This is a genomic window from Burkholderia seminalis DSM 23518 (assembly GCF_902832885.1).
GTDB classification, from domain to species: domain Bacteria; phylum Pseudomonadota; class Gammaproteobacteria; order Burkholderiales; family Burkholderiaceae; genus Burkholderia; species Burkholderia seminalis.
The window spans coordinates 1-23,095 of the sequence record NZ_CADFDK010000008.1 but is presented as its reverse complement, the minus strand read 5'-3'; the positions used below and the strand labels follow the sequence as shown (position 1 = coordinate 23,095).

General features: G+C 66.0%; 20 protein-coding genes, 1 tRNA gene and 1 pseudogene. 13 read left to right on the top strand and 9 right to left on the bottom strand.

The window, feature by feature from the left end; all coding sequences use genetic code 11:
* Nucleotides 1–30: 30 nt before the first annotated feature.
* From HWX00_RS23375 to HWX00_RS23355, 5 genes are all read left to right on the top strand, one after another.
* Complete coding sequence (locus HWX00_RS23375) at nucleotides 31–1,398, top strand: sensor histidine kinase (protein WP_034188262.1); 1,368 nt, start codon at nucleotides 31–33, stop codon at nucleotides 1,396–1,398.
* A gap of 13 nt (nucleotides 1,399–1,411) precedes the next feature.
* Complete coding sequence (locus HWX00_RS23370) at nucleotides 1,412–2,089, top strand: response regulator (protein WP_034188218.1); 678 nt, start codon at nucleotides 1,412–1,414, stop codon at nucleotides 2,087–2,089.
* Between the two features lie 287 nt (nucleotides 2,090–2,376).
* Nucleotides 2,377–3,507, top strand: coding sequence for a porin (locus tag HWX00_RS23365; protein ID WP_034188219.1), 1,131 nt, complete (start codon nucleotides 2,377–2,379; stop codon nucleotides 3,505–3,507).
* Nucleotides 3,508–3,857: 350 nt separating this feature from the next.
* Entirely contained in the window at nucleotides 3,858–5,876 is a 2,019-nt protein-coding gene (locus HWX00_RS23360; RefSeq protein WP_069705834.1) for a site-specific DNA-methyltransferase, read from the top strand.
* Nucleotides 5,876–8,902 (top strand): type III restriction-modification system endonuclease, encoded by a 3,027-nt coding sequence (locus HWX00_RS23355; protein WP_175028926.1) that lies wholly within the window; start codon nucleotides 5,876–5,878, stop codon nucleotides 8,900–8,902. Before HWX00_RS23360 ends, HWX00_RS23355 begins: the two co-directional genes overlap by 1 nt.
* Nucleotides 8,903–9,164: 262 nt before the next feature.
* Here HWX00_RS23355 and HWX00_RS23350 read toward each other — a convergent pair whose 3' ends face one another.
* The 5 genes from HWX00_RS23350 to egtB form a co-directional block, all read right to left on the bottom strand.
* Nucleotides 9,165–9,539, bottom strand: a complete 375-nt coding sequence (locus tag HWX00_RS23350) for a hypothetical protein (RefSeq protein WP_069705833.1) — start codon at nucleotides 9,537–9,539, stop codon at nucleotides 9,165–9,167.
* 192 nt (nucleotides 9,540–9,731) lie between these two features.
* On the bottom strand, nucleotides 9,732–9,986 hold the full coding sequence (locus tag HWX00_RS23345; RefSeq protein ID WP_034188223.1) for a glycine zipper 2TM domain protein: 255 nt from the start codon (nucleotides 9,984–9,986) through the stop codon (nucleotides 9,732–9,734).
* A 37-nt stretch (nucleotides 9,987–10,023) separates the two neighbouring features.
* Nucleotides 10,024–10,329, bottom strand: a complete 306-nt coding sequence (locus HWX00_RS23340; RefSeq protein WP_059559518.1) for a hypothetical protein — start codon at nucleotides 10,327–10,329, stop codon at nucleotides 10,024–10,026.
* Between the two features lie 292 nt (nucleotides 10,330–10,621).
* The gene (egtD, locus tag HWX00_RS23335) at nucleotides 10,622–11,635 is read right to left on the bottom strand and encodes an L-histidine N(alpha)-methyltransferase (protein WP_175028925.1); all 1,014 of its coding nucleotides are present in this window, start codon (nucleotides 11,633–11,635) and stop codon (nucleotides 10,622–10,624) included.
* Nucleotides 11,619–12,842 carry an ergothioneine biosynthesis protein EgtB gene (gene egtB, locus HWX00_RS23330; RefSeq protein ID WP_175028924.1) on the bottom strand — a complete coding sequence of 408 codons (1,224 nt, stop codon included), beginning with the start codon at nucleotides 12,840–12,842 and terminating at the stop codon, nucleotides 11,619–11,621. Before egtB ends, egtD begins: the two co-directional genes overlap by 17 nt.
* Nucleotides 12,843–13,367: 525 nt before the next feature.
* Here egtB and HWX00_RS23325 point away from each other — a divergent pair.
* Nucleotides 13,368–13,844: a carboxymuconolactone decarboxylase family protein gene (locus HWX00_RS23325; protein ID WP_175028923.1), complete on the top strand. Its 477-nt coding sequence runs from the start codon at nucleotides 13,368–13,370 to the stop codon at nucleotides 13,842–13,844.
* Nucleotides 13,844–14,725 (top strand): sigma-70 family RNA polymerase sigma factor, encoded by an 882-nt coding sequence (locus HWX00_RS23320; RefSeq protein WP_175028922.1) that lies wholly within the window; start codon nucleotides 13,844–13,846, stop codon nucleotides 14,723–14,725. Before HWX00_RS23325 ends, HWX00_RS23320 begins: the two co-directional genes overlap by 1 nt.
* Nucleotides 14,726–14,820: 95 nt before the next feature.
* Here the strand turns inward: HWX00_RS23320 and HWX00_RS23315 are convergent, their stop codons facing one another.
* Together HWX00_RS23315 and HWX00_RS23310 are read right to left on the bottom strand one after the other, a co-directional pair.
* Complete coding sequence (locus tag HWX00_RS23315; protein WP_175028921.1) at nucleotides 14,821–15,327, bottom strand: DUF2628 domain-containing protein; 507 nt, start codon at nucleotides 15,325–15,327, stop codon at nucleotides 14,821–14,823.
* A 305-nt stretch (nucleotides 15,328–15,632) separates the two neighbouring features.
* Nucleotides 15,633–15,709 (bottom strand) — tRNA-Val (locus HWX00_RS23310).
* Between the two features lie 587 nt (nucleotides 15,710–16,296).
* On the opposite strand from HWX00_RS23310, the gene HWX00_RS23305 reads away from it, so the two are divergent.
* From HWX00_RS23305 to HWX00_RS23290, 4 genes and pseudogenes are all read left to right on the top strand, one after another.
* Nucleotides 16,297–16,461 (top strand): hypothetical protein, encoded by a 165-nt coding sequence (locus HWX00_RS23305; RefSeq protein ID WP_175028917.1) that lies wholly within the window; start codon nucleotides 16,297–16,299, stop codon nucleotides 16,459–16,461.
* 176 nt (nucleotides 16,462–16,637) lie between these two features.
* Nucleotides 16,638–17,525: pseudogene (locus tag HWX00_RS23300) on the top strand (Imm72 family immunity protein); the annotation flags it as partial.
* A gap of 27 nt (nucleotides 17,526–17,552) precedes the next feature.
* Nucleotides 17,553–17,948, top strand: coding sequence for a hypothetical protein (locus tag HWX00_RS23295; protein ID WP_226194229.1), 396 nt, complete (start codon nucleotides 17,553–17,555; stop codon nucleotides 17,946–17,948).
* Nucleotides 17,949–18,620: 672 nt separating this feature from the next.
* Nucleotides 18,621–19,181: a hypothetical protein gene (locus HWX00_RS23290; protein ID WP_175028920.1), complete on the top strand. Its 561-nt coding sequence runs from the start codon at nucleotides 18,621–18,623 to the stop codon at nucleotides 19,179–19,181.
* 235 nt (nucleotides 19,182–19,416) lie between these two features.
* Here HWX00_RS23290 and HWX00_RS23285 read toward each other — a convergent pair whose 3' ends face one another.
* Nucleotides 19,417–20,175 carry an anti-sigma factor family protein gene (locus tag HWX00_RS23285; RefSeq protein ID WP_175028919.1) on the bottom strand — a complete coding sequence of 253 codons (759 nt, stop codon included), beginning with the start codon at nucleotides 20,173–20,175 and terminating at the stop codon, nucleotides 19,417–19,419.
* Complete coding sequence (locus HWX00_RS23280; protein ID WP_034188234.1) at nucleotides 20,172–20,693, bottom strand: sigma-70 family RNA polymerase sigma factor; 522 nt, start codon at nucleotides 20,691–20,693, stop codon at nucleotides 20,172–20,174. The genes HWX00_RS23285 and HWX00_RS23280 overlap by 4 nt, the downstream gene beginning before the upstream one ends.
* 158 nt (nucleotides 20,694–20,851) lie before the next feature.
* Here HWX00_RS23280 and HWX00_RS23275 point away from each other — a divergent pair, with 158 nt between their 5' ends.
* Entirely contained in the window at nucleotides 20,852–21,946 is a 1,095-nt protein-coding gene (locus HWX00_RS23275; RefSeq protein WP_175028918.1) for a catalase family peroxidase, read from the top strand.
* On the top strand, nucleotides 21,946–22,476 hold the full coding sequence (locus tag HWX00_RS23270; protein ID WP_167361859.1) for a cytochrome b: 531 nt from the start codon (nucleotides 21,946–21,948) through the stop codon (nucleotides 22,474–22,476). The genes HWX00_RS23275 and HWX00_RS23270 overlap by 1 nt, the downstream gene beginning before the upstream one ends.
* The last annotated feature ends 619 nt before the right edge of the window (nucleotides 22,477–23,095 follow it).

The following is a 23,095-nucleotide window of genomic DNA, read 5'->3' as shown; positions in this document are numbered from 1 at the left end:
TTCGGCATTGCGGAGAAGGAGCACAACGGGATGGCGCACAGCCTGCGCGGGCGGCTGCTGTGGTGGCTGCTGCTGCCGCTCGCGGTGTTCGTGCTGATCGCGGGCGCGATGTCGTACGACACCGCGCGGACCACGGCCGGGCTCGTGCAGGACAGCGCGCTCGTCGCATCGGCGCGCACGATCGGCGAGGACGTCGAATGGCGCAACGGACGGCCGATGGCCGACGTGCCGCCGGCCGCGCTGGAGATCTTCGAGTCGCCGTCGGGCGATTCGGTGTTCTACAAGGTGATCGACGGCCACGAGCGCCTGCTCGCCGGCAATCCGGCGCTCGAGCTGCCCGCGCGGCACGGCGTCGAGCCGACGCTGTACGACACGTCGCTCGATGGCGTGCCGCTGCGCGCGGTGGCCTACGATCGCCAGCTGTACGACGAGGGACAGGTCGAGACGGTCACGGTGGTCGTCGCGAAGACGACGCGCTCGCACGGCGCGATGGTCGCGACGATCTGGCGGCCGCAGCTCGTGCGGCTGTCGCTGATGCTGGTGCTCGCGGTGGTGCTCGTGACTCTCGGCCTCACGTTCGAGCTGCGTCCGCTGATGAAGCTGAAGGACGACGTGGCCGACCGCGGGCCGATGGAGCTGGAGCCGATCCGCCCCGAGCGGCTGCAGCACGAACTGCGGCCGATCGTCGACGCGATCAACCAGTGCATCGCGCGGCTCAACATGCACACCGCCACGCAGCGCCGCTTCATCGCGGATGCGGCGCACCAGCTGCGCACGCCGATCGCGGTGCTCGATACGCAGATCCAGTATGCGCAGCAGCGCGGGCACGACGATCCTGAGCTGGCGGCGGTGCTCGACAGCATGCAGCGCAGCAGCCGCAAGATGGCCGACGTGACCGACAAGCTGCTGCTGCTCGCGCATGCGGAAGCGACGCCGTCGACGCTCCTGACCCATCGCGTCGATCTCGCGGCCGTGGTGTCGAGCGTGCTGGAAGAGACGATCGTGCTTGCGCAGCGGCGCGACATCGACCTCGGCGCCGATCTCGGCGAGCGGCTCGACGTCGCCGGCAGCGACAGCCTGCTGACCGCGCTGGTGATGAACCTCGTCGACAACGCGGTGCGCTACACGCAGCCGGGCGGCTGCGTGACCGTCTGCGCGCGGCGCGACGGCGACGCGGTCGTGCTCGACGTGGTCGACAACGGCCCCGGCATCCCGGCCGAAGCGCGGCCGCACGTGTTCAAGCGGTTCTACCGCGTGTCGGCCGACACCGAGGGCTCGGGCCTCGGCCTCGCGATCGTGCGCGAGATCGCGCAGGCGCACGGCGGCAGCGCGTCGCTTGCGCCGGGGCCCGGCAATCGCGGTATCGTCGTGACCGTACGGCTGCCCGCCTACGATTGAAGAGAAAGCCGTCATGAAACTCCTGCTGGTCGAAGACAACGCCGAACTCGCGCACTGGATCGTGAACCTGCTGCGCGGCGAGGATTTCGCGGTCGACTGCGTCGGCGACGGCGAACGCGCGGACACCGTGCTGAAGACCGAACGCTACGACGCCGTGCTGCTCGACATGCGGCTGCCCGGCATCAGCGGCAAGGAGGTGCTCGCGCGGCTGCGGCGCCGCAACGACAACGTGCCGGTGCTGATGCTGACCGCGCACGGTTCGGTCGACGACAAGGTCGACTGCTTCGGCGCGGGCGCCGACGATTACGTCGTGAAGCCGTTCGAGTCGCGCGAACTCGTCGCGAGAATCCGCGCGCTGATCCGCCGGCAGGCCGGCGTCGGCACGACGCAGCTCGTGTGCGGCGACCTCGTCTACGCATTCGGCACGCGCGAATTCCGCTGCGGCGAAACGGTGCTGGCGCTGCGCCGCCGCGAGCATGCGATCCTCGAAACGCTGATGCTGCAGCAGAACAAGACGGTGTCGAAGGCGCGGCTGATGGACAGCGTGTTCGCGCTCGACGACGAGCCGAGCGCCGACGCGATCGACATCTACATCCACCGGCTGCGCAAGCATCTCGCGGGCAGCACGGCCGAAATCATCACGTTGCGCGGGCTCGGTTACATCCTGCGCATGAAGAGCACGCAGGACTGACGGGCGCGCTCCCGTCGCACGAAACGTCGATTCGTAGCACGAAAGGTTGACCAGGCCAGCCGGATGCCCGGCAGGCCCGCTTGCGCGCGCCCGCCCGATCCGTGATGGTCGCGCGTTCGGTGTTTTCACCGATCCGATTGTTGCGTCCGGGAAAGCGTCGTGAAGGATTGCACGCTCTACGATGCTACGCGTCGGCCCTCTCGCTGTGGCCGGCAAGAGTCGGCATAGGCATACATTACGTACTGCCAACGACCAGATTTCAATGCGGCAGCTCGGAGGAGACGATCTTGAAACGAAAAACCCTTGCCCTTTCCATCGCGGCGGCCGGCCTGTGCGCCGGCACCCAGGCGCATGCGCAGTCGAGCGTGCAGCTCTACGGGCTGATGGACCTGAGCTTTCCGACCTACCGGACCCACGCCGACGCGAACGGCAATCACGTGATCGGGATGGGCAACGAAGGCGAGCCTTGGTTCAGCGGCAGCCGCTGGGGCCTGCGCGGCGCCGAAGACATCGGCGGCGGCACCAAGGTCATCTTCCGCCTCGAAAGCGAATTCGTGGTCGCGAACGGCCAGATGGAAGACGAAGGCCAGATTTTCGACCGCGACGCATGGGTGGGTGTCGAGGACGAGCGCTTCGGCAAGCTGACGGCCGGCTTCCAGAACACGATCGCGCGCGATTCGGCCGCGATCTACGGCGACCCGTACGGCTCCGCGAAGCTGTCGACCGAGGAAGGCGGCTGGACCAACTCGAACAACTTCAAGCAGATGATCTTCTACGCGGCCGGCCCGACCGGTACGCGCTACAACAACGGCATCGCGTGGAAGAAGCTGTTCAGCAACGGCATCTTCGCGAGCGCCGGCTACCAGTTCAGCAACTCGACCTCGTTCGCGACCGGCTCCGCGTACCAGGCCGCGCTCGGCTACAACGGCGGGCCGTTTAACGTGTCGGGCTTCTACAACCACGTGAACCACAACGGCTTCCGGAACCAGACGTTCTCGGTCGGCGGCAACTACACGTTCAGCATCGTGCGCCTGAATGCCGGCTACTTCCGCTACAACGGCGACCAGGGCTCGCTCGGCCAGCGCCACGACGATTCGTGGACGGTGTCGGTGAAGGTGGCGCCGCCGGGCGCGCTCGACTACGAGCTCGGCTACCAGCAGATGCGCGTCAAGAATGCCGCGAACAACGCGGACGGCTTCACGCCGAACGCGAACCTCGGCGCGTTCAGCCTGACCAACGGCGTCGCCAACGGCTTCAAGGAGACGATCTACGGGTCGGTGTTCTATCACCTGAGCAAGCGCACCGAGGTGTACCTGGCCGGCGACTACATGAAGCTGCACGGCGGCTACACGGTGTCGTCGACGTTCGGCGCGAAGAACCAGCTCGAACTGACGTCGGGCATCCGCACGCGCTTCTGATCGGAGCGCCGGCCATCCGGGCGGGGCCTGCCGGGCCCCGCCGCACCCTCCATCCGGGATTCTCCATGCGGGCACGCCGGCGCCAGACGCCAACCGTGCCCTTTTTTTCGTGCTTTCCAGCGCGCCGCTGAACGCCCGCGGCACGGCCGCCGGCCGCTGCGTGCGACAACCGGCCCGAATCCGCTGGCGGCCCGTCCGGCGGGCGATCGCGGCCGATGCCCGCGCGCTCGGCCCACATCGGCGCTTGACCTGCGCCGACCGACTCGCTAGCGTTTCGGGTTTGCCCGGGTGGCCATTGCCGCCGGTGCCGTGAGCGCGCCCGACGTCCTGGCGCGCGCGGCCGGGCTCCGATGGAAAAGACGATGCAGAAACTCGATGCGGCCAGCCCGCAGGCGATGTCGACGGATTTCACCGCCGACAACGTCGCGCGCCTGAAGGCGCTGTTCCCCGAACTCGTGACCGAAGGGCCGGACGGCGCGTCGGTCGACGTCGACGTGCTCAAGGCGCTGGTCGGCGAACGCACGGTCGGCGACGCCGACGAGCGCTACGGCTTCCACTGGCACGGCAAGCGCGGCGCGCGCCAGGCCGCGCTCACGCCGTCGACCGGCACGCTGCGGCCCTGCCCCGACGACAGCGTCGCGTGGGACGACACGCGCCACCTCGTGATCGAGGGCGACAACCTCGACGTGATGAAGCTGCTGCACAAGAGTTATGCCGGCAAGGTGAAGCTCGTCTACATCGACCCGCCGTACAACACCGGCAGCGATTTCGTCTATCCGGACGACTTCAGCGACAGCATCCGCCACTACCTGGCGATGACCGGGCAGACCCAGGGCGGCGTGAAGCGCAGCACCAACACCGAGGCGAACGGCCGGTTCCACACCGACTGGCTGAACATGATGTATCCGCGCCTGAAGCTCGCGCACGCGCTGCTGTCCGACGAAGGGCTGATCGCGGTGCACATCGACGAGCATGAAGTGCATGCGCTCGTGCTGATGCTGCGCGAGATCTTCGGCGAGGAGAACGAGCTCGGCGTGGCCGTGTGGGACAAGCGCAATCCGAAGGGCGACGCGCGCGGCGTCGCATACCAGCACGAATCGCTGGTGCTGTTCGCGCGCAACGCCGAGACGCTGCTCGAACGCGCGCCGCTCAAGCGCCCGAAGCGCAACGCCCAGCGCATGCTCGATGCCGCGCACGACGCCATGTACCGCAGCGGCAACGCGAAGGACGCGCAGAAGGCGTATCGCGCGTGGATGAAGGCGCAGACCAACCTGTCCGGCGGCGAAGTGATGTATGACCGGCTGTCGGAGGAAGGCCGCGTGTACCGCCTCGTGTCGATGGCCTGGCCGAACAAGAAGAAGGCGCCGGAAGAGTATTTCACGCCGCTGATCCATCCGGTCACCGGCAAGCCGTGCGCGATGCCCGCGCGCGGCTGGCGCAACCCGCCCGCGACGATGCAGGCGCTGATCGAGCGCGGCCAGATCGAATTCGGCGCGGACGAGACCACGCAGCCGCAGCGGATCTACTACCTCGACGAGAACATGTACGAGAACGTGCCGTCGGTGCTGCCGTTCGCCGGCTCCGACGACGCGCTCCTGAAGACGCTCGGCATCCCGTTCGACCTGCCGAAGCCGGTCGATTTCGCGGCGGCCGTGATCGGCTGGTGCACGCGCGGCGACGACATCGTGCTCGACTGCTTCGCGGGCTCCGGCTCGACCGGCCACGCGGTGATGCAGGTGAACGCCACCGACGGCGGCGCGCGCCGCTACATCCTCGTGCAGCTGCCCGAGGCGCTCGACCGCCGCGACAAGACGCAGCAGGCGGCCGCCGATTTCTGCGCGAAGCTGAAAAAGCCGCTGACGCTCGCCGAAGTGACCAAGGAGCGCCTGCGCCGCGCCGCGCAGCAGGTCGCGCGCGACTATCCGGAAAGTTATGGCGACCTGGGCTTTCGCGTGTACCGGCTCGACACCACCAACGTGATCGAGTGGGATCCGCGCCGCGACGATTTCGACCACGCCCTTTTCGCATCCGTCGAGCACGTGAAGACCGGCCGCACCGAGGACGACCTGCTCGCCGAGCTGACGCTGAAGCTCGGCCTCGACCTGTGCACGCCGGTCGAGCATCACCAGGTGGCGGGCAAGACCGTGCACCTGATCGGCCGCGCGATCGTCGCGTGCTTCGATGCGCGCATCGCGCGCGACGACGCGGGCCCGCTCGCCGACGGCATCGTCGACCTGCTCGACGCAACCGGCGCGACGCGCGACGTCACGTGCCTGTTCCGCGACAGCGGCTTCGTCGACGACGTCGCGAAGCTCAATCTCGCCGCGCTGCTCGAACAGCACGGCGTGAAGCGCGTGCGGAGCCTGTGATGCGGCTGCATTTCGAAGCGGATCTCGACTACCAGCGCGAGGCGATCGACGCCGTCTGCGACCTGTTTCGCGGCCAGGAATCGTATCGCGGCGACTTCAGCGTGCTCGCGAACGCCGCGCCCGGCACGACGGCCGCGGCGCAAGGCTCGCTCGGCTTCGCGGTGTCGGAGCAAGGGGTTGGCAACCGGCTGTCGCTGACCGACGACGCGCTCGCGCGCAATCTCGCCGACGTGCAGCTGCGCGGCGGCCTGCCGCCGTCCGCCCTGCCCGGCTCGCGCGACTTCACCGTCGAGATGGAAACCGGCACCGGCAAGACCTACGTGTACCTGCGCACGATCTTCGAGCTGAACCGCCGCTACGGCTTCACGAAGTTCGTGATCGTCGTGCCGTCGATCGCGATCAAGGAAGGCGTGCACAAGACGCTGTCCATCACCGAGGATCACTTCCGCGCGCTGTACGCGGGCGTGCCGTACGACTACTTCCTGTACGACTCCGCGAAGCTCGGCCAGGTGCGCCACTTCGCGGCGAGCGCGGCGATCCAGATCATGGTGATGACGGTTGCCGCGATCAACAAGAAGGAAATCAACAACCTCTACAAGGACAGCGAGAAGACCGGCGGCGAGAAGCCGATCGACCTGATCCGCGCGACGCGGCCGATCGTGATCGTCGACGAGCCGCAGAGCGTCGACGGCGGGCTCGAAGGGCGCGGCCGCGAAGCGCTCGCCGCGATGGCGCCGCTCTGCACGCTGCGCTACTCGGCCACGCACGTCGACCGTCACCACATGGTGTACCGGCTCGACGCGGTCGACGCGTACGAGCGCAAGCTCGTCAAGCAGATCGAGATCGCGTCGGCGATCGTCGAGGATGCGCACAACAAGCCGTACGTGCGGCTCGTCGGCGTGTCGAACCGGCGCGGCGCGATCAGCGCGCGCGTCGAGCTCGACGTCGCGACGGCGGCCGGCGTGAAGCGCCAGATCGTGACGGTCACCGACGGCGACGATCTCGAACGCCTGACCCGGCGCGCGCTGTATGCGGGGCTGCGGATCGGCGAAGTGCACGCGGTAAAGGGTGCCGAGTACGTCGAGCTGCGCCATCCGGAAGGCGAGGCGTTCCTGTCGCTCGGCGAGGCGTTCGGCGACATCGACACGCTCGCCGTGCAGCGCGAGATGATCCGCCGCACGATCCGCGAGCATCTCGACAAGGAGCTGCGCCTCGCGGAGCGCGGCGTGAAGGTGCTGTCGCTGTTCTTCGTCGATTCGGTCGAGCGTTATCGCCGCTACGACGAGAACGGGATGCCCGTGAAGGGCGACTACGCGCTGATCTTCGAGGAGGAATATGCGCGCGCGGCACGCGTGCCGGCCTACCGTGCGCTGTTCGACGGCGTCGACGTCGCGCTCGAAGTCGGGCGCGCGCACAACGGCTACTTCTCGATCGACCGCAAGGGCGGCTGGACCGACACGAGCGAAAGCAGCGCGGCGGCGCGCGAGAACGCGGAGCGCGCGTACGGCCTGATCATGCGCGAGAAGGAAGCGCTGCTGTCGTTCGACACGCCGCTGAAGTTCATCTTCTCGCACTCGGCGCTGAAGGAAGGCTGGGACAACCCGAACGTGTTCCAGATCTGCACGCTGCGCGACATCCAGACCGAGCGCGAGCGCCGCCAGACGCTCGGCCGCGGGCTGCGCCTCGCGGTCGACCAGGACGGCGAACGCGTGCGCGACGCGGGCGTGAACACGCTCACCGTGATCGCGACCGAGCGCTACGAGTCGTTCGCGGAAAACCTGCAGAAGGAAATCGAGGCCGATACGGGCATCCGTTTCGGGATCGTCGAGGAACACCAGTTCGCGGCGCTGCCCGTGCAGGAAGCCGACGGGCCCGCGCACGCGCTCGGCATCGAGCTGTCGCGCGTGCTGTGGAACCACCTGCATGAGCAGGGCTACGTCGACGTGCAGGGCAAGGTGCTCGACCGGCTGAAGGATGCACTGCGCCAGAGCGCGCTGGTGCTGCCCGAGGCGTTCGAGAGGCTGCGGGCGCCGATCGTCGCGACGCTGCGCAAGTTGTCGGGCCGCTTCACGGTGCGCAACGCCGACGAGCGCCGCGCGATCGCGTTGCGGCGCGATGCGTCGGGCAAGGCCGTCGTGTTCGGCGAGGATTTCCGGTCGCTGTGGGACCGGATTCGCCATCGCACCGTGTACCGCGTCGAGTTCGACAACGCGAAACTCGTGCGCGACTGCGCGGCCGCCTTGCGCGATGCGCCGGACATCGCGCGTGCGCGGCTGCAGTGGCGCAAGGCCGAGATCGACATCGGCAAGGCCGGCATCGAGGCGATCGAGGTGGCCGGCGCCGGCACGGTGCTGATCGACGAAGGCGAGCTGCCGCTGCCCGACCTGCTCACCGAGCTGCAGGACCGCACGCAGCTCACGCGCCGTTCGCTCGCGACGATCCTGGCCGACAGCGGCCGGCTCGACGATTTCCGCGTGAATCCGCAGCAGTTCATCGCGGTCGCGGCCGAGGCGATCAACCGCTGCAAGCGCCACGCGCTCGTCGCGGGCATCGCGTACCGCAAGCTCGGCGAGCGCCACGTGCATGCGCTCGAATCGTTCGAGAGCGAGGCGCTGACCGGTTATCTGCGCAACCTGCGGCCCGATGCGCGGAAGTCGATTCACGAAGCGGTCGTGTGCGAGACGGACGCGGAGCGCGCGTTCGCCGACGCGCTCGAGGCGCACGACGGCGTGAAGCTGTACGCGAAGCTGCCCGCGTGGTTCCGCGTGCAGACACCGCTCGGCAGCTATCACCCCGACTGGGCCGTGCTCGCGGAACAGGACGGCGGCGAGCGGCTGTACTTCGTCGTCGATACGCCGAATGCGGACGGCCAGGTGCCGAGCGAGCACGAACGCGCGAAGCTCGCGTGCGGCGAAGCGCATTTTCGCGCGCTGGTGGACGGCGACGGCGCGGCGCGCTTCGTGCGCGTGCGGCAGGCCGACGCGTTGTTCGAGCCTGCGGTGCCGCCGGCGGGCGCCGGGCGGTAAGACGAAGGGCGGCGGCGAGCCGCCCTTTTTTCTGCGTCGGTCGATCGTGCCGGGTGCCGTTGCGACGCGCGCGCCGCGTATCCATTCCGCTTTTGCCGACCGCTTGAAGGCGATCCGTATTCTCGCCTGCGCGCCATGCGGTTACGGCTGGTTGCAAATCGGGTCGGCTCAAGCTTCCGGCGCAACAGGGGCGTTGCGTTTCCGCCATGAAAAAAGGGCGCCGAAGCGCCCTTCTCCCTTTTCCCGCATGCGTGCGCCGTGCTTACAGCGTGCGGCCGAATGCGTTGTGATGCGAACGATGCGCGGACGTCGACGCATGCGCGGTATGGCCTGGCGCATGCCCGTGCGTATGACCGCGGCCCGGCTGCACGCCGGCGCGGTCGGCGATCGTGTCGGAGCGGTCGGCTGCACGCGACAGGCCCTTGTCGCGGTCGCCCGCGCGCATGCCGTTCGAGTTGCTCAGCGCCTGACCGCTCATGTGGCCGCCGGACATGCCGCCCGCGTTGCCGCCCGAGCCGCCTGCGCCATGACCGCCGCCGTTGCCACCGCCATTGCCGCCGGCCGCCGCGTACGCGGACACCGAGCCGAGCGCGAGCAGCGCGGCCGTCAATACGGACAGATATCGTTGCTGTTTCATCTGGTACTCCCTGGAGCGCGTTCGTGTGACTGCATTCTATGAACGCGCAAAATTCGCGCCGCACGACGTTGTAAATGATCGTAACGGCGAACGGCGCGCGTGGCGCGCATTCGTCGGATCAATCCGGGTCTGCGTGAACGGGAAACGAAACAGGCGGTGGCGGCGCCTCGGCGCCGCCCCGGTGATGAAGTCTTATTGCGCCGGCTGCGTGCCCTGCGCGGCCGCCCGGTGCTGAGCGGCCTGCTCCTGCGCCTGCTTCTTCGCCATGTGGTGGCCGACGACACAGCCGCCGACCGCACCGACGACCGCGTGGTGGCCCGCGTAGTGGCCGGCGACCCCGCCGACCACCGCCCCCTTCATGCAGCCCGCCGCGTGCGCGTTGCCGATCGTTGCGAGCGCTACGGCAGCGGCCGCGGCATACACGCTGATGTGTCGAATGGGTTTCATGTTGTCACTCTCCTCTCGTGGCAATCAACCGGGCCGCTCAGTCCCAGCGGCCGCCGCGCCAGCCGCCGCGGTCACGCCACTCGTGCTCGCGCCATTCACGGCGGCGCCACTCGTGTTCGCGCCATTCGCGCTGGCGCCAGCCATCGCCACGCCAGCCGTCATCGCGGTAGCCGACCGGCGCGTACACGACGGGCGGCGGCGGCGCGACGTAGACCGGTGCCGGCGCCGCGTAGACGCCCGGCACGCCGATGCCGACCGACAGGTCGACGTGGGCCGACGCGACGCCCGAAGCTGCCAGCGCCGCTACACCGAGAACTGCACCGAGAATAAGTTTCTTGCTCATCTCGCGACTCCCTGCACGTGTCGTGCGTCATGTGAATACGGTTCGGAGTCTAGGCACCGGACACGGACACAGGTGAAACGGGTATGCGAGACAGGTAACGGACGTTTACGAAGAGCCGCAAACCCTTGCGGGACAAGGGGGAGGCCGCACTCGAAACACCGTTGCGACGGTGCATCGCACCGGTAAAAAGGGCGTTTCGGCACGAAACCGGGCGATTCGATCGGGCCGGCCGGCGTGCGCGGGATGCGAACCGCCCGCACCGCGCGGCGCGAGCGGTTCGCTAACGCGCGGGTCAAGCGCGGATGTCGTCGACGCTGCGCAGCCAGTGCACGCTGAACAGGTTGTCCGCGTCGGTCCACACGGTATCGGGCTCGAACCCGGCGCGGCGCGCGATCGCCTGGAAGCCGTCGATCGTGAACTTGTGCGAGTTCTCCGTATGGATGCGCTCGCCGGCTTCGAAGCGGAACGCATGGCCGCGCACGTGCACGGTTTGCGCGACGTCGCTGACGAGATGCATCTCGATGCGCTGCCGATCGCGGTCGTAGAACGCGCAATGCGAGAACGCAGCGATGTCGAAGTCCGCGCCGAGCTCCGCGTTCGCGCGCACCAGCAGGTTCAGGTTGAACTGCGCGGTCACGCCCTGCGCGTCGTTGTACGCGTCGTGCAGCGTGCGCTCGTCCTTCACGAGATCGACCCCGACCAGCAGGCCGCCACCGCGCAGCAGCCGCGCGGCATCGCGCAGGAACGCGTCGGCTTCTTCCCGCGAGAAATTGCCGATCGTCGAGCCGGGAAAGAAACCGATGCGCCGCGCCGGTGTCGCGGTCAGCGCGGCCAGTTGCTCGGCCTTCGTATAGTCGGCCGCGAGCGGCGCGACGTCGAGCCACGGATAGGCCGACCGCAGTCGCGCGGCCGCGCCATGCAGGTAGTCAGCCGAGATGTCGACCGGCACATAGCGTGCCGGCGCGTTCGCATAGTTGCCCGCGAACGCGTCGAGCAGCACGCGGATCTTCTCGAGCGAGCCGGCGCCGAATTCGACGAGTTCCGCATGCGGGCCGACGCGCCGCACGATCTCGGTCGCGCGATCGCGCAGGATGCCGAGCTCGGTGCGCGTCGGGTAGTACTCCGGCAGCTCGCAGATGCGGTCGAACAGCGCGGAGCCGGCCGCATCGTAGAAGTATTTCGGCGAAATGCTGCGCGGCGTGCGCGACAGTCCGTCGATCAGGTCGCGCTCGAACGCGCTCGGCCGCGCATCGCGGGCGGGTTGCTGGCCACCGCTCGTGGCCGTCTGCTCAGACGTCTCGCGCAAGTCGCACTCCCGTGAATTGCCAGCGTGCCGCCGGCGGAAAGAAATTGCGGTACGTCGGCCGTTCGTGCCCGGGCGGCGTCGCGATGCTGCTGCCGCGCAGGACCTGCTGGCCGACCATGAACTTGCCGTTGTATTCGGCCGCGACACCCGCGAGCGGCCGAAAGCCCGGATACGGCTCGTAGGACGAGCGCGTCCACTGCCATACGTGCCCGAGCATCTGCCGGATGCCTTCGGCGGCAAACGCGGCTTCCCATTCGAATTCGGTCGGCAGCCGCGCGCCGGCCCATTCCGCATACGCGGCCGCTTCGTAGAAGCTCACGTGACACACCGGCGCGTCCGGCGCGAGCGGCTCGACGCCGTGCAGGCCGAACGTGCGCCGCACGCGCGTGGCGGCCGCATCGTCGTCGTCGGGCATCCAGTACGCGGGCCCTTGCCATCCTTCCCGCTGCACCGTCGCCCAGCCGTCGGACAGCCAGAACTCGGGGCGTGTGTAACCGCCATCGGCGACGAACGCCGCGAACTCCGCATTCGTCACGAGACGGTTCGCGATTTCGTACGGTCGCACGAGCGCCGTGTGGCGCGGCCGTTCGTTGTCGAACGAGAACGTGTCGCCGTCATGGCCGATCTCGACGAGCCCGCCCGGCTGATGCAGCCAGCGCAGCGCGCCGGCGTCGCCGGTCGCCATCGCACTGCCGTCCATCCCGTTGCGCGGCCGGAACGCCGGCTTCAGCGGATTGCACGAGAACGCATGCAGCATGTCGGTGACGATCAGTTCCTGGTGCTGCTGCTCATGATGCAGGCCGAGCACGACCTCGGGCGCGATCGCGTCGAGCAGCGCCGCATCGGCGCCGGCCAGCGCGCGCAGCATCGCGTCGTCGACGTATTGCCGGTACGCGTGCACCTCGTCGAGCGACGGGCGCGTGAGCAGCCCGCGCTGCGGCCGCGGATGGCGCGGGCCGAGCGCTTCGTAATAGGAATTGAAGAGGAACTGGAACGCGTCGTCGAACGGCGCGTAGCCGGGCACGCGGCGCATCAGCACGACGGTTTCGAAGAACCAGGTCGTATGCGCGAGATGCCATTTCGTCGGACTCGCGTCGGGCATCGACTGCACGGCCTGGTCTTCGGCGGACAGCGTCGCGGTCAGTGCGACGCTATGGGAGCGCACGTCCTGGTAACGGCGCTGAAGCTGTGAGGCAAGGAGGCTCATCGGTTTACCGTCCACGGCGCGATGCGCTGCGTTGCGTTGCCGGAAAAAGGAAAGCCTTGCGCATGATGCGCGCGGCTGACGTGCGACCTGCTGCTGCGTCGTCGGGCAGCCGGCGCGCGCGCCGGGCCGCGGATGCGGCGTCACTTCATCTGCCCGTGCAGAACAGTATGGTCCAGAAATGTGAATGCTGCGAATCGGGATGCCGGTGAAACGCGATAGAAAGACAAATGAAAGCATTGGATGAACGTGTGCCGGAGGCGCGACGACGCGGGAATGCCAGGCCGGACGGGCTTTGCCGGATGCCGGCCTGCGCGGGCGGCTACTGACGGCCCATGACAGCCGCGCGGCGTGCGTGTTTGTCCGACGAACGCCGTCGTGTGCGCTCATCGGCACGGCGTCGAACCGCTCTGCCCTTCGCTTGCGATCCGCACCCGTGCGCGTTTCGAAAAATTTTTGCGTCGATGTCACACGCGCGGGGGGCTCGCTCGTCATGTCAGCGGAACCCACACGAAAGGAGAAGGAACCATGACTGCGAAACTCAATCCGTTTGCCGCCGCCCCCGCGCTGATGAAGAACTGGATGGCCGTATCGGTCGCCGCTGCCGGAAGCCTCGAGCCGACGCTGATCGAGCTGGTCAAGATCCGCGCTTCGCAGATCAACGCGTGCGCGAACTGCATTAACATGCACACCGCCGAGGCGCGCGAGCAAGGCGAGACCGAGCAGCGCATCTACCTGCTTGCCGCGTGGCGCGAAGCGCCCTGCTACACCGACCGCGAACGCGCGGCGCTTGGCTGGACCGAGGCGCTCACGCGGCTGTCGGAGGGCCACGCCGCGCACGAAGCGGCCTATGCGGCGCTGAACGATCATTTCAGCCAGGAGGAACAGGTGAAACTCACGCTGATGATCAACGTGATCAACGGCTGGAACCGGCTTGCCGTCGGCTTCGGGCTGTGGATCGAGCCGGCCGATGCGAAGGCCGCCGCCGCGAAGATGGTGGCCTGATGACGGACCGCGCCCCGGCCACGGGCAGCGCCGAAGCACGGGCCGATGCGGCGGCGAGCTTCGACCCGCTGCGCCGCACGCTGATCCGCGTCGCGTACCGGATGCTCGGTTCCGTCGCGGATGCCGAGGACATGGTGCAGGACGCGTTCATCCGCTGGATGGACGTCGACCGTACCGAGGTGCGCGTGCCCGAGGCGTTCCTGCGCCGCATGGTGATGCGCATGTGCCTCGACCAGCTGAAGTCCGCGCGGCATCAGCGCGAGACCTACATCGGCCCGTGGCTGCCCGAGCCGGTCGTCGAGGAAGACGAACAGGAAGACGTCACGCTGCCGCTGCTGCTCGCGCTCGAACGGCTGTCGCCGCTCGAACGCGCGGCGTTCCTGCTGCACGACGTGTTCGGCCTCGAATTCGACGAAGTGGCGACCACGATCCAGCGCGACGCTGCCGCGTGCCGGCAACTTGCCGCGCGAGCGCGTGCGCACGTGCGCGAGGCGCGGCCGCGGTTTCATGTAGAGAAGCAGCGCGGGATCGCGCTGGCCGAGGCGTTCTTCGCGGCATCGCGCAGCGGCGACATGCGTGCGCTCGGTGCGATGCTCGCCGAGGACGTGAGCCTGCATTCCGACGGCGGCGGCAAGCGCACGGCGGCCGGCAAGCCGGTGTTCGGCTTCGAACTCGTGATGCGGGTGCACGCGTACCTGGCCGAGCTGTTCGCGACGCAGGCGTCGAAGCTCGTGCGGGCCGGGTTCATCAACGGCTTGCCGGGATTCGTCACGCTGGAAGCCGATGGCGAACTGCAGACTACCGCGCTGGAGGTCGACGACGGCAAGATCGTCGCGATCTATGTCGTCCGGAATCCTGACAAATTGAAGCATCTGCACTGAAGGTGACGCGAGCCGGCGCCGCATGCCATGCGGATGCATGGCGACGGCGCCATCCGCCCTCTTCTTTCTGCTTCGCCGATCGCCGGCTAGCGCAATCAGTACATCGCGCCTAAGGTGGTGAACATCAGCAGGCCGAGCAGCGGCGTCGCGACGGCGAAACCGGCCGCCGCCAGCCAGTTCGTGCCACCTTGCGCCTCGAGCAGCGTGAGCAACGATTCGCGGGATGTCGCGCTCGGGCGCAGTTTTTCGATCCGGCGTTCCACGTGCCGCTTGTAGAGGCTGTTTCCGCACCAGCCGAGCGAGACCGCGATCGCAATCGTGGCCGGGTCGAGCGCGCTCGATACGAAGTAGGTCGGGACGTATAGCAGTTCGACCAGCGTGATGCCGAGCGTGGCGGCGAGCACGGCGGCCGCCTGCCAGTACATGCATCGATACGCCATCCAGACCGGGCCGAGGAAACACGCGGCCCAGTTCCATGACTGCCGGCTCTTGCGCGCTTCGGCGATCGCCCATTTGCGCTCGAACCAGGCGGCCTTCTTGCCGACGTAAGCGGCGATTTCGTCGTTGCTTGCGGACGATGCGGCGGTCGTGACCTCGGACATGTCGTGTGCTCTCAGTCGCGCGGAGCGCGCGTCGTTGTTCTGATGCGGTGGAAATCGGGCGATGGGCGAAGCCGCCACGTCGATGCACAGACGATTCTACGCGCCGTGCAGCGACCGTTGCATGGCAGGTCGGGACGCCGGAGAGAATGCGATGCCGCGATTCGCGCAACGCATCGGGGCTTCATGCGTTGTTTCGGACCGGAAAAGAAAAACGCCACGCGATGTTGCCGCGTGGCGTTTGTATGTTTGGCGAGCCGCGTTGCCTGTAGGCAAGTTGTGCTGCCGGACCCCTTCATTTTGTTCGTTGGTAGGCTCGATTGGATTCGAACCAACGACCCCCACCATGTCAAGGTGGTGCTCTAACCAACTGAGCTACGAGCCTAAGAAGCCGCGAATTATAGAGAGGGTTTTTGAGGAGCACAAGCCCCTTCGTGAAAATTTTTTGAAACGGCGCGTGTGGATGCTGACGATCGATGGTGTCTGGCGATGCCGGGAACGTTGGCTTCACGTGCTCGCGTCACAGCAAAACGCGTCGATGCGCTGTGGTGTTATCCACATTGCCCTCTGGATAACCGTCCGGCAAGCCTCTGGATTCACAGTGGAATGATTGAGGATAGGTCGGCGAAGCGGCGAATCGACGAAGAGTTGTTCTGTGCTGCCGGGCGCTGTTCACGTCGCTCACCCAGGGTTATGCATTTCGCTTCATGTCGAAGATTCAGTGCGTTACGGAGGTTATCCACCGTGGGCCACAGGACTTGTTAACTATCACTACGTATATATACGAACCCTGTTAACACCTTTGGATAAGCACAGTCCGCCGACTGTGATCTGCTCGGGATATGCACTGCGTGCGGCGGGCAGAGGAACGAAGCGAAAGGCTGTGATACGTCCGAGCAGTGCGTGAGTCCCCATGTCTGTAGAATCGCGGGCATTCAGAATGCAAAGGCCCGACGGCCAGGCTCACGGCACATGACCGATTCCTCGTTGACCGGGCTCGACACGCTCGATATCGACGCAGTCGTGCATCGGATGCGGCAACACCCGGGCGACATCGTGTTCGAGCAACGCATGTCGATCCCGGAAGCGGAGGTCCTGTGTTGCCGCTACAAGGGCGAGCGATTCATGACGGCATGAACCGGCTGATGAGGGGCACAGGTAGATGATCGAATCATTGACTACGCTGAGGCGCTGGCGTCGTTCGATTACATCGCACGAGCCGGGGCAGTACGTCATCGAACTGCATTGATGCCGTGCGTGATTGATCGATGCTTTCAACGGAGCGATGCAACCGAATGAAAGAGCTGGCAGAGATGACGGATACGATCAAGCAGTACGACATGGCGGATGACGCGACGCGGCGCAGGATTTTCTGGCTGCTGCAACGTCTGACTAGTTATTCGCTCTGGAAGCGGAAGCGCGATGCGTTTGCGATCTTCGCGAACGAATACGAGAACGCGGTGAAGACTTGGCCTGAAGACGATCAGGAGCTCGTGCCGGCAGACCATCTGCCAACCATCTTCGAAGTACTCGCCGCTTACGATCGAGGATTACCGGAACTGGCTCGCGGGTACCGGTTTGTCTGGCAGCGCGGCCAGCCCCTGCAATACGCAGTCGATCGGTCTAACTATTTGAACGCGCATTTCTTCCCTCATTACGACTACTGGGAGCGTGGTACGCAGTTCGCCCCCTATCCGCCGAAGGTTGACGCGCTGGCCCAACTGCTGCACGCATCGGAATACCAGATGGAGAGTGCTCCGTTCGAGCCGTCGAGTTTGAACAGCGATCTGGCGCAACTGCGCTCGGTAGGGCTGCTGTTGTCTCCGAGGGCATACGAGAACACCTTCTACACGCTTCCGTATCCAGTGTTTCCGGAGGACTTGCCCGAGGTTCCGGAACCAGTCGGCACGGTGATCAAGACGGGCGAGAAGGTGCCTTGCGACGGCATCTGGGAACCGGTTGCTGTCGAGCAATCGAAATTGCTGGGTATTGTGCCGATCGGCGATCGCAGCCTGCACGGCAACGGCTGTTTCAATTACCTCATTCGCGATATACGCGCGCCGAACCTCAGAGATTACGACACGAGAGTGTCCGTCAAGACACGCTGGCGACTGCTGTGGGAAGACAAGCGATACGCGGACGGCGTCATCCACGACGAATCACAGTATTTCCTCGAGCTACGGCAAGCGTCGCAGACGAGCCCGAACCCGTGATATCCAGAGAACACCATGAGCAAGCTGAATTTCGGCAGGATCGATCGCTGTTCCGTCCGGCTCAATACCGCGACGCTGCTCGGTCTGAAGGCCGCCTATGACGACTTCGCGACGACCGGGCAGGATCTGCACAACTTCGAGATCTGCATCGAAGACGAAAGCGAAGCCAGGGCGCATCCAACGCCCGAGGATCACGTCATCAGCGTGACGTTCGTGCGAAGATGCCGCCCGGCATGCGTGGGCTCGGCAATGCGAGTCCGCTTGGGACGTCGATCCAGTATGTCGTTTCTCCGGAAACCGGCGAAATTCTCGGGGTTTATCGAACCAAGTGACTGCGGATGCCGTGAAGTTGGTCGACCTTCGCGTGTGGATAACTGCCGCACAAAACGACACAAAACGCTGTGCGCGTAAATGGTGAGCATGTACCCGGATCGCAAGTCGGGAGCGGATCCCGGCGAATTCGGACCGTGACAAGCCGATCCGGATGCGCGAGCGCACGACTGAGCGGAGAACTGCCGGCTCCATGATGCGAACGCCGGGGGAAGGTGCATCACGTTCGTGCACTTGCCGGCGAGCCGCATGTGGACAACTCGCACACCCAACAAGTCGAATCGCTGTGCATCGAACGGGTGAGCGCCTTGCATTCAACCACACGAATCGGCCCGAATGCCCTGTCTGGCAGGGCTTTCCGGAACAGGGCCGATGATGCGGTAGTTTCCGCGCGATCCACCGTGGTTGAATTCCGTGTGGATATCGAGCAGCCAAGACACTCGAAACCCTGTGCATTCAACGGGTGAGGGTACGCGAATTCGGCGAGGATGTTTGCACCACCTCACGGGTTGTGGATATCGCGCTTCCATGCAACTCGAAACGCTGTGCAGACCCAAGGTGAGCGAGCCGAACGATATCCGCATGCAGCGTCACCACGATTAAACCAACTGGCCTCCACGATTCCCGGTGCGGTTCAGACACCGACTCGGCTAGCGTCGCGAGAGAAGGCGGCATATACCAGGACAAAGTCGCCTAGCGAGGATGATCGTTCGCTATGCTGCCGGTGACAACGCAGCTATCGATCCGATACACATGAGCGCAACTGCCCGGACCGTTCTCAAAGCCATTCTGAGCATCCCCATTGCCTTTGGGCTTGCCTATCCGCTTATCCGTCCCTCGGAAGACGGAGGCATTCTCGGCGAAATGGATAGGCTTGGGACAATCGGCGGCATCGTCGCCATCACGGTTTTCCTGGCTCTGGTCTATGCCTACGCGAGCGACCTCCGGACTACCCTGAAATCGGTTAACCAGGGATCGCGTGCGGCCGAACCTAACAGCGTCTGGCTCATGTTCCTCTTGCCGTACAACTTCATCGAGGACTTCTTCATTATTTCCAACGTTGCGAAGTCGCTGGAAGCGGAGTCTCGTATCAATCCCGCTCTGTCGGGTTTGCGCTCGTTCGGCCGGATCAGCGGCATCGGGTGGTGTCTTGCGCAGGTTGTTTCGTTGATACCGAATACCATGGGCGCCATCGCCGGCGGCGTTGCGGTTTTCCTCTGGGTTTGGCACTGGGTGTTTGTGCGCCGAGCAAACAAGATGCTTGCCGGTAGCCAGATATCGGCGGCTGTTCTACCAGGACGAACAGGATCGTAGTCCACCTCGGAAGCCAGATCGCTTACCCATGATCGATGTGGACATCCTGTTCCGCGGCGACTCGAAACCCTGTGATTTCAAAGGTGAGGGCGCCGACGTTGCCTCAATGTGCATAACAACCGGGGAAAGACAGTCGAAACGCTGTGCAAGGGAGTGGTGAGCGTGCGCCCGTTCAAGCCCGCCGGGCCGACCGCAAAAGGCGCTGACGGCCACCGCTGACCGCCAACCGGCCACTTCAAGTCTGCTGATCAAGCGCCTGCACGACCGCCTTTTCCCCGAGACTCCCCGCCGGCCCGACCACCGCATAGTTGAGCCCGTTCACCGACCCATACCGCGCCAGCAGCGCGCCATCCATGCGTTGCCCATTCGGCAGCAGCCGATGTTCCGATTCCGCCGGCCGGAGATAAAAGCTCAGCGTCTGCCCGGCGTCATCCTGATAGAGCACCATCGCGGCCGTGGCGCCGCTGTCCGTCGTGAACAACCGCCCGCCGACCGGCCGGAACCCCGCCGCGCTCAAATCCGGTAGCTTCGCCGATGCGCCCACGCCTTTGGTGAGCCATCCCTGCAAATCGCCCGCACCGGTCGGCCGGTAGTCGACCTTGGCCGTCTGATCGACCACCATCATCCGGTAAGCCGTGACCGCATCGCTCATCGGCGCGATGGGCGGCGCCGCGTTCCACCCGCGCGCCTGCCATCCGCCGAACGTCCCGAGCCCGACGCAGAACACGAACGAAGCCGCCATCGCGAACCGCATCCGCGAGCGTTCCGCGCGCCGGCCGCGAATCGCCGCCGGATCCAGCGCGGGGTTGTCGGGCGGCATCCGCACGCTTTCCAGCGCGGCCCGCAACCGCTGCGCATCCTGCTGCCATTGCTTCACCTGTTCCGCGCGCTCCGGATGCAGCGCGAGATAGCGCTCGACCGCGGCGCGTGCGTCGTCGTCGAGCTGGCCGTCGACATAGGCGTGAAGGTCGTGTTCGTTCGGAGGCGTGTTCATTTCTTCATCAATCGCAAGGAGGGAGCGGGAAGCTCGCCGTCGCTGAGCTGGCGCAGCGCCTGGCGCGCGCGGGAGAGCCGCGACATCACGGTGCCGATCGGCACCTCCAGCAGGTCGGCGGCTTCCTGATAGGTGAAGCCCTCGACCGCGACGAGCAGCAACAGGCTGCGCTGCTCGTCCGGGAGCCGGCCGAACGCTTCGAGCGTCGCGCGCGCCGTGAATTCGCGTTCGGCGGAGGGCCAATGCGCTTCGTCGTCGTCCTGGATGCGGCCGAGCAGCCACGCGTAGCGCTTCGCGCTGCGTTTCCCGTCGAGGAATTGCCGATACAGGATCGTGAAGAGCCAGCTGCGCAGCGATGCGTCGTCGCGACGGCTCGTCCAGCGCGATAGCGCGCGCTCGAGCGTCGACTGGACGAGATCGTCGGCCGCATGGACATCGCGCGCCAGCCAGAGCGCGAAGCGTCGCAGCCTGGGGATGAGTTCGCGTAATGCTTCGTCGTCGAGGGCGGTGGAGGGCATGGCCGGGCCGGTTGCCGAAAGGGTCGTGGATGCCGCGTAGGACGTCGGCCGGCATCGATTATTCCCTCCAGCATAGGAAAAATTTTTTCGGGGAATAAAGCGGCGCGGGCGGCGTCCTAAGCGGGTTCGACAATGATCTGACGATCGGGAGCGCATTCATGAAGCAATCTTCCTCTTCTTCGCCGCAGCGCGAGCCCGGGCGAGGGCGCGGGTGGTGGCGCTGGGCCGTGATCGGCGGCGCGGTGGCCGGCGTGGCCGTCGCGTTCGGTTATGCGGGCGGCTGGCTCGCACCGGCCCGTCTGACCCCGCAGCGGCTCGTCGACGCGCTGCAGACCAACAGCGGCGTCCATCCCGGCTTCCGGCGCAATCACGCGAAGGGCGTGTGCGTGACCGGCTACTTCGAGGGCAACGGCGCCGCGAGCGCGTATTCGGTCGCGCCGTTCTTCAACGCGGTGCGCACGCCGGTGGTCGGGCGCTTCGCGCTGCCGGGCGGGAATCCGTACGCGCCCGACAGCAGCGTGCCGATCCGCAGCCTCGCGCTGAAGCTCACCGCGCCGGACGGCGAGCAATGGCGGACCGGGATGAACGCGATGCCGGTGTTTCCGGTCGCGACGCCGCAGGCATTCTATGAGCAGACGCTCGCGACCCGCCCTGATCCGAAGACGGGCAAGCCCGATCCGGCGAAAGTGAAGGCGTTCTTTGGCGCGCATCCGGAGGCGGGCGCGTTCCTGCAATGGGTGAAGGGTGCGAAGCCGAGCGCGAGCTACGTCACCGAAAGCTATTACGGATTGAACGCGTTCTACTTCGTCGACGCGGCCGGCAAGCGCCAGGCGGTGCGGTGGCGCGTCGTGCCGGAGCAGACGGCCGGCGCCGGCGACGTCGCGACGGCCGCGGATCCGAACGTCCTGCAGCAGGACGTGACGCAGCGCATCGCGGCTGGCCCGCAGAAGTGGAAGCTGCTGGTCACGCTGGCGGAGCCCGGCGACCCGGTGGACGACGCGACGAAGGTCTGGCCCGCGCAGCGTACGACGATCGACGCGGGCACGCTCGTGCTCGACCGCGTCGAGGCACAGGACAGCGGCCCGTGCCGCGACGTGAATTACGACCCGACGGTGCTGCCGCAAGGGATCCAGGTGTCGGGCGATCCGCTGCTGGCGGCGCGCTCGGCGGCGTATGCGGATTCGTATCTGCGGCGCACGAGTGAAGAGGCCGGGGTGGCCGGCGTGGCCAGGTTGAGTTCGGAGGGACGGTGATGAAGGCTTCTACGACGTTTGGTTTGCCGGCGCGGCTGCTGCACTGGGTGATGGCCGCGATGATCCTCGCGATGCTGTTCATCGGCGTGGGGATGGTGGCGTCCGTTTCCGAACGGCACGAGATCCTGGTGGCGATTCACAAGCCGCTGGGTGTGGCCGTGCTGGTGCTCGTGTGCGTGCGGATCGTGGTGCGGGTGCTGTCGAAGCCGCCCGCGTTGCCCGAGGATCTGCCGTGGTGGCAGAAGGTGGCCGCGCACGGGTCGCATCTCGTGCTGTATGCGCTGATGGTCGCGATGCCGCTGATCGGCTGGGCGATGCTGTCGGCGGGCGGGTATCCGGTGACGCTGGGCGGCGGTGTACAGCTGCCGGCGCTGGTGTCGGCTGATCCGGTGACGTTCGCGTGGCTCCGGGTCGCGCATCGCGTGCTCGCGTATCTGTTCTTCCTGACGTTCCTCGCGCACTTTGCCGCGGCGCTGTATCACGGGCTGATTCGGCGGGACGGCGTGGTGAGGGCGATGGTGGGGCGGTAATCGACGGAAGTTGCGTTCGATGCGGCGGGGCTGTTCAAGGGCGACCGAGGCTGCGCCTGCCGTGTCGCCTGTATACGAGCACCGGGAAGGCTGAGCGGTCTCCGCCCTAGCATGTCAAAAATATTTCACAAAAGGGGTTGCGGAGACCGGGGCAGATGCATAGAATCACGCCTCTTTCGCGCTAACCGAAACACGGCGCGGGGGAAGAAGAGGGAAGCGGTGCTGTTGAAGTCGGTTTTATCGATTCCAGCGCACGCGAAATTAAACCGCAGTCGTCGCAACGAAGTAGTTAAAAAAGTTGTTGACGAGTCTCAAAAAACGGTTGATAATCTCGCTTCTCTGCTGCTGAAAACGCAGCGCTGCCGGGAAACACGAAGTTCCTCGCAGATTGCTCTTTAAAAATTAACAGCCGATAAGTGTGGGCGCTTGATGACAGCGAGCTGATCCTCGGATCAGATAGCGAAAGTATCAAGAGTCTCACACTAAAGTAAGTCAGGTTTATGAAGTGATTCATATTCCTGTCAGCTTTGAGTGAGCGACCGGTTCTTAACCGAACCGAAAACAGTAACAGGTTTGAACTGAAGAGTTTGATCCTGGCTCAGATTGAACGCTGGCGGCA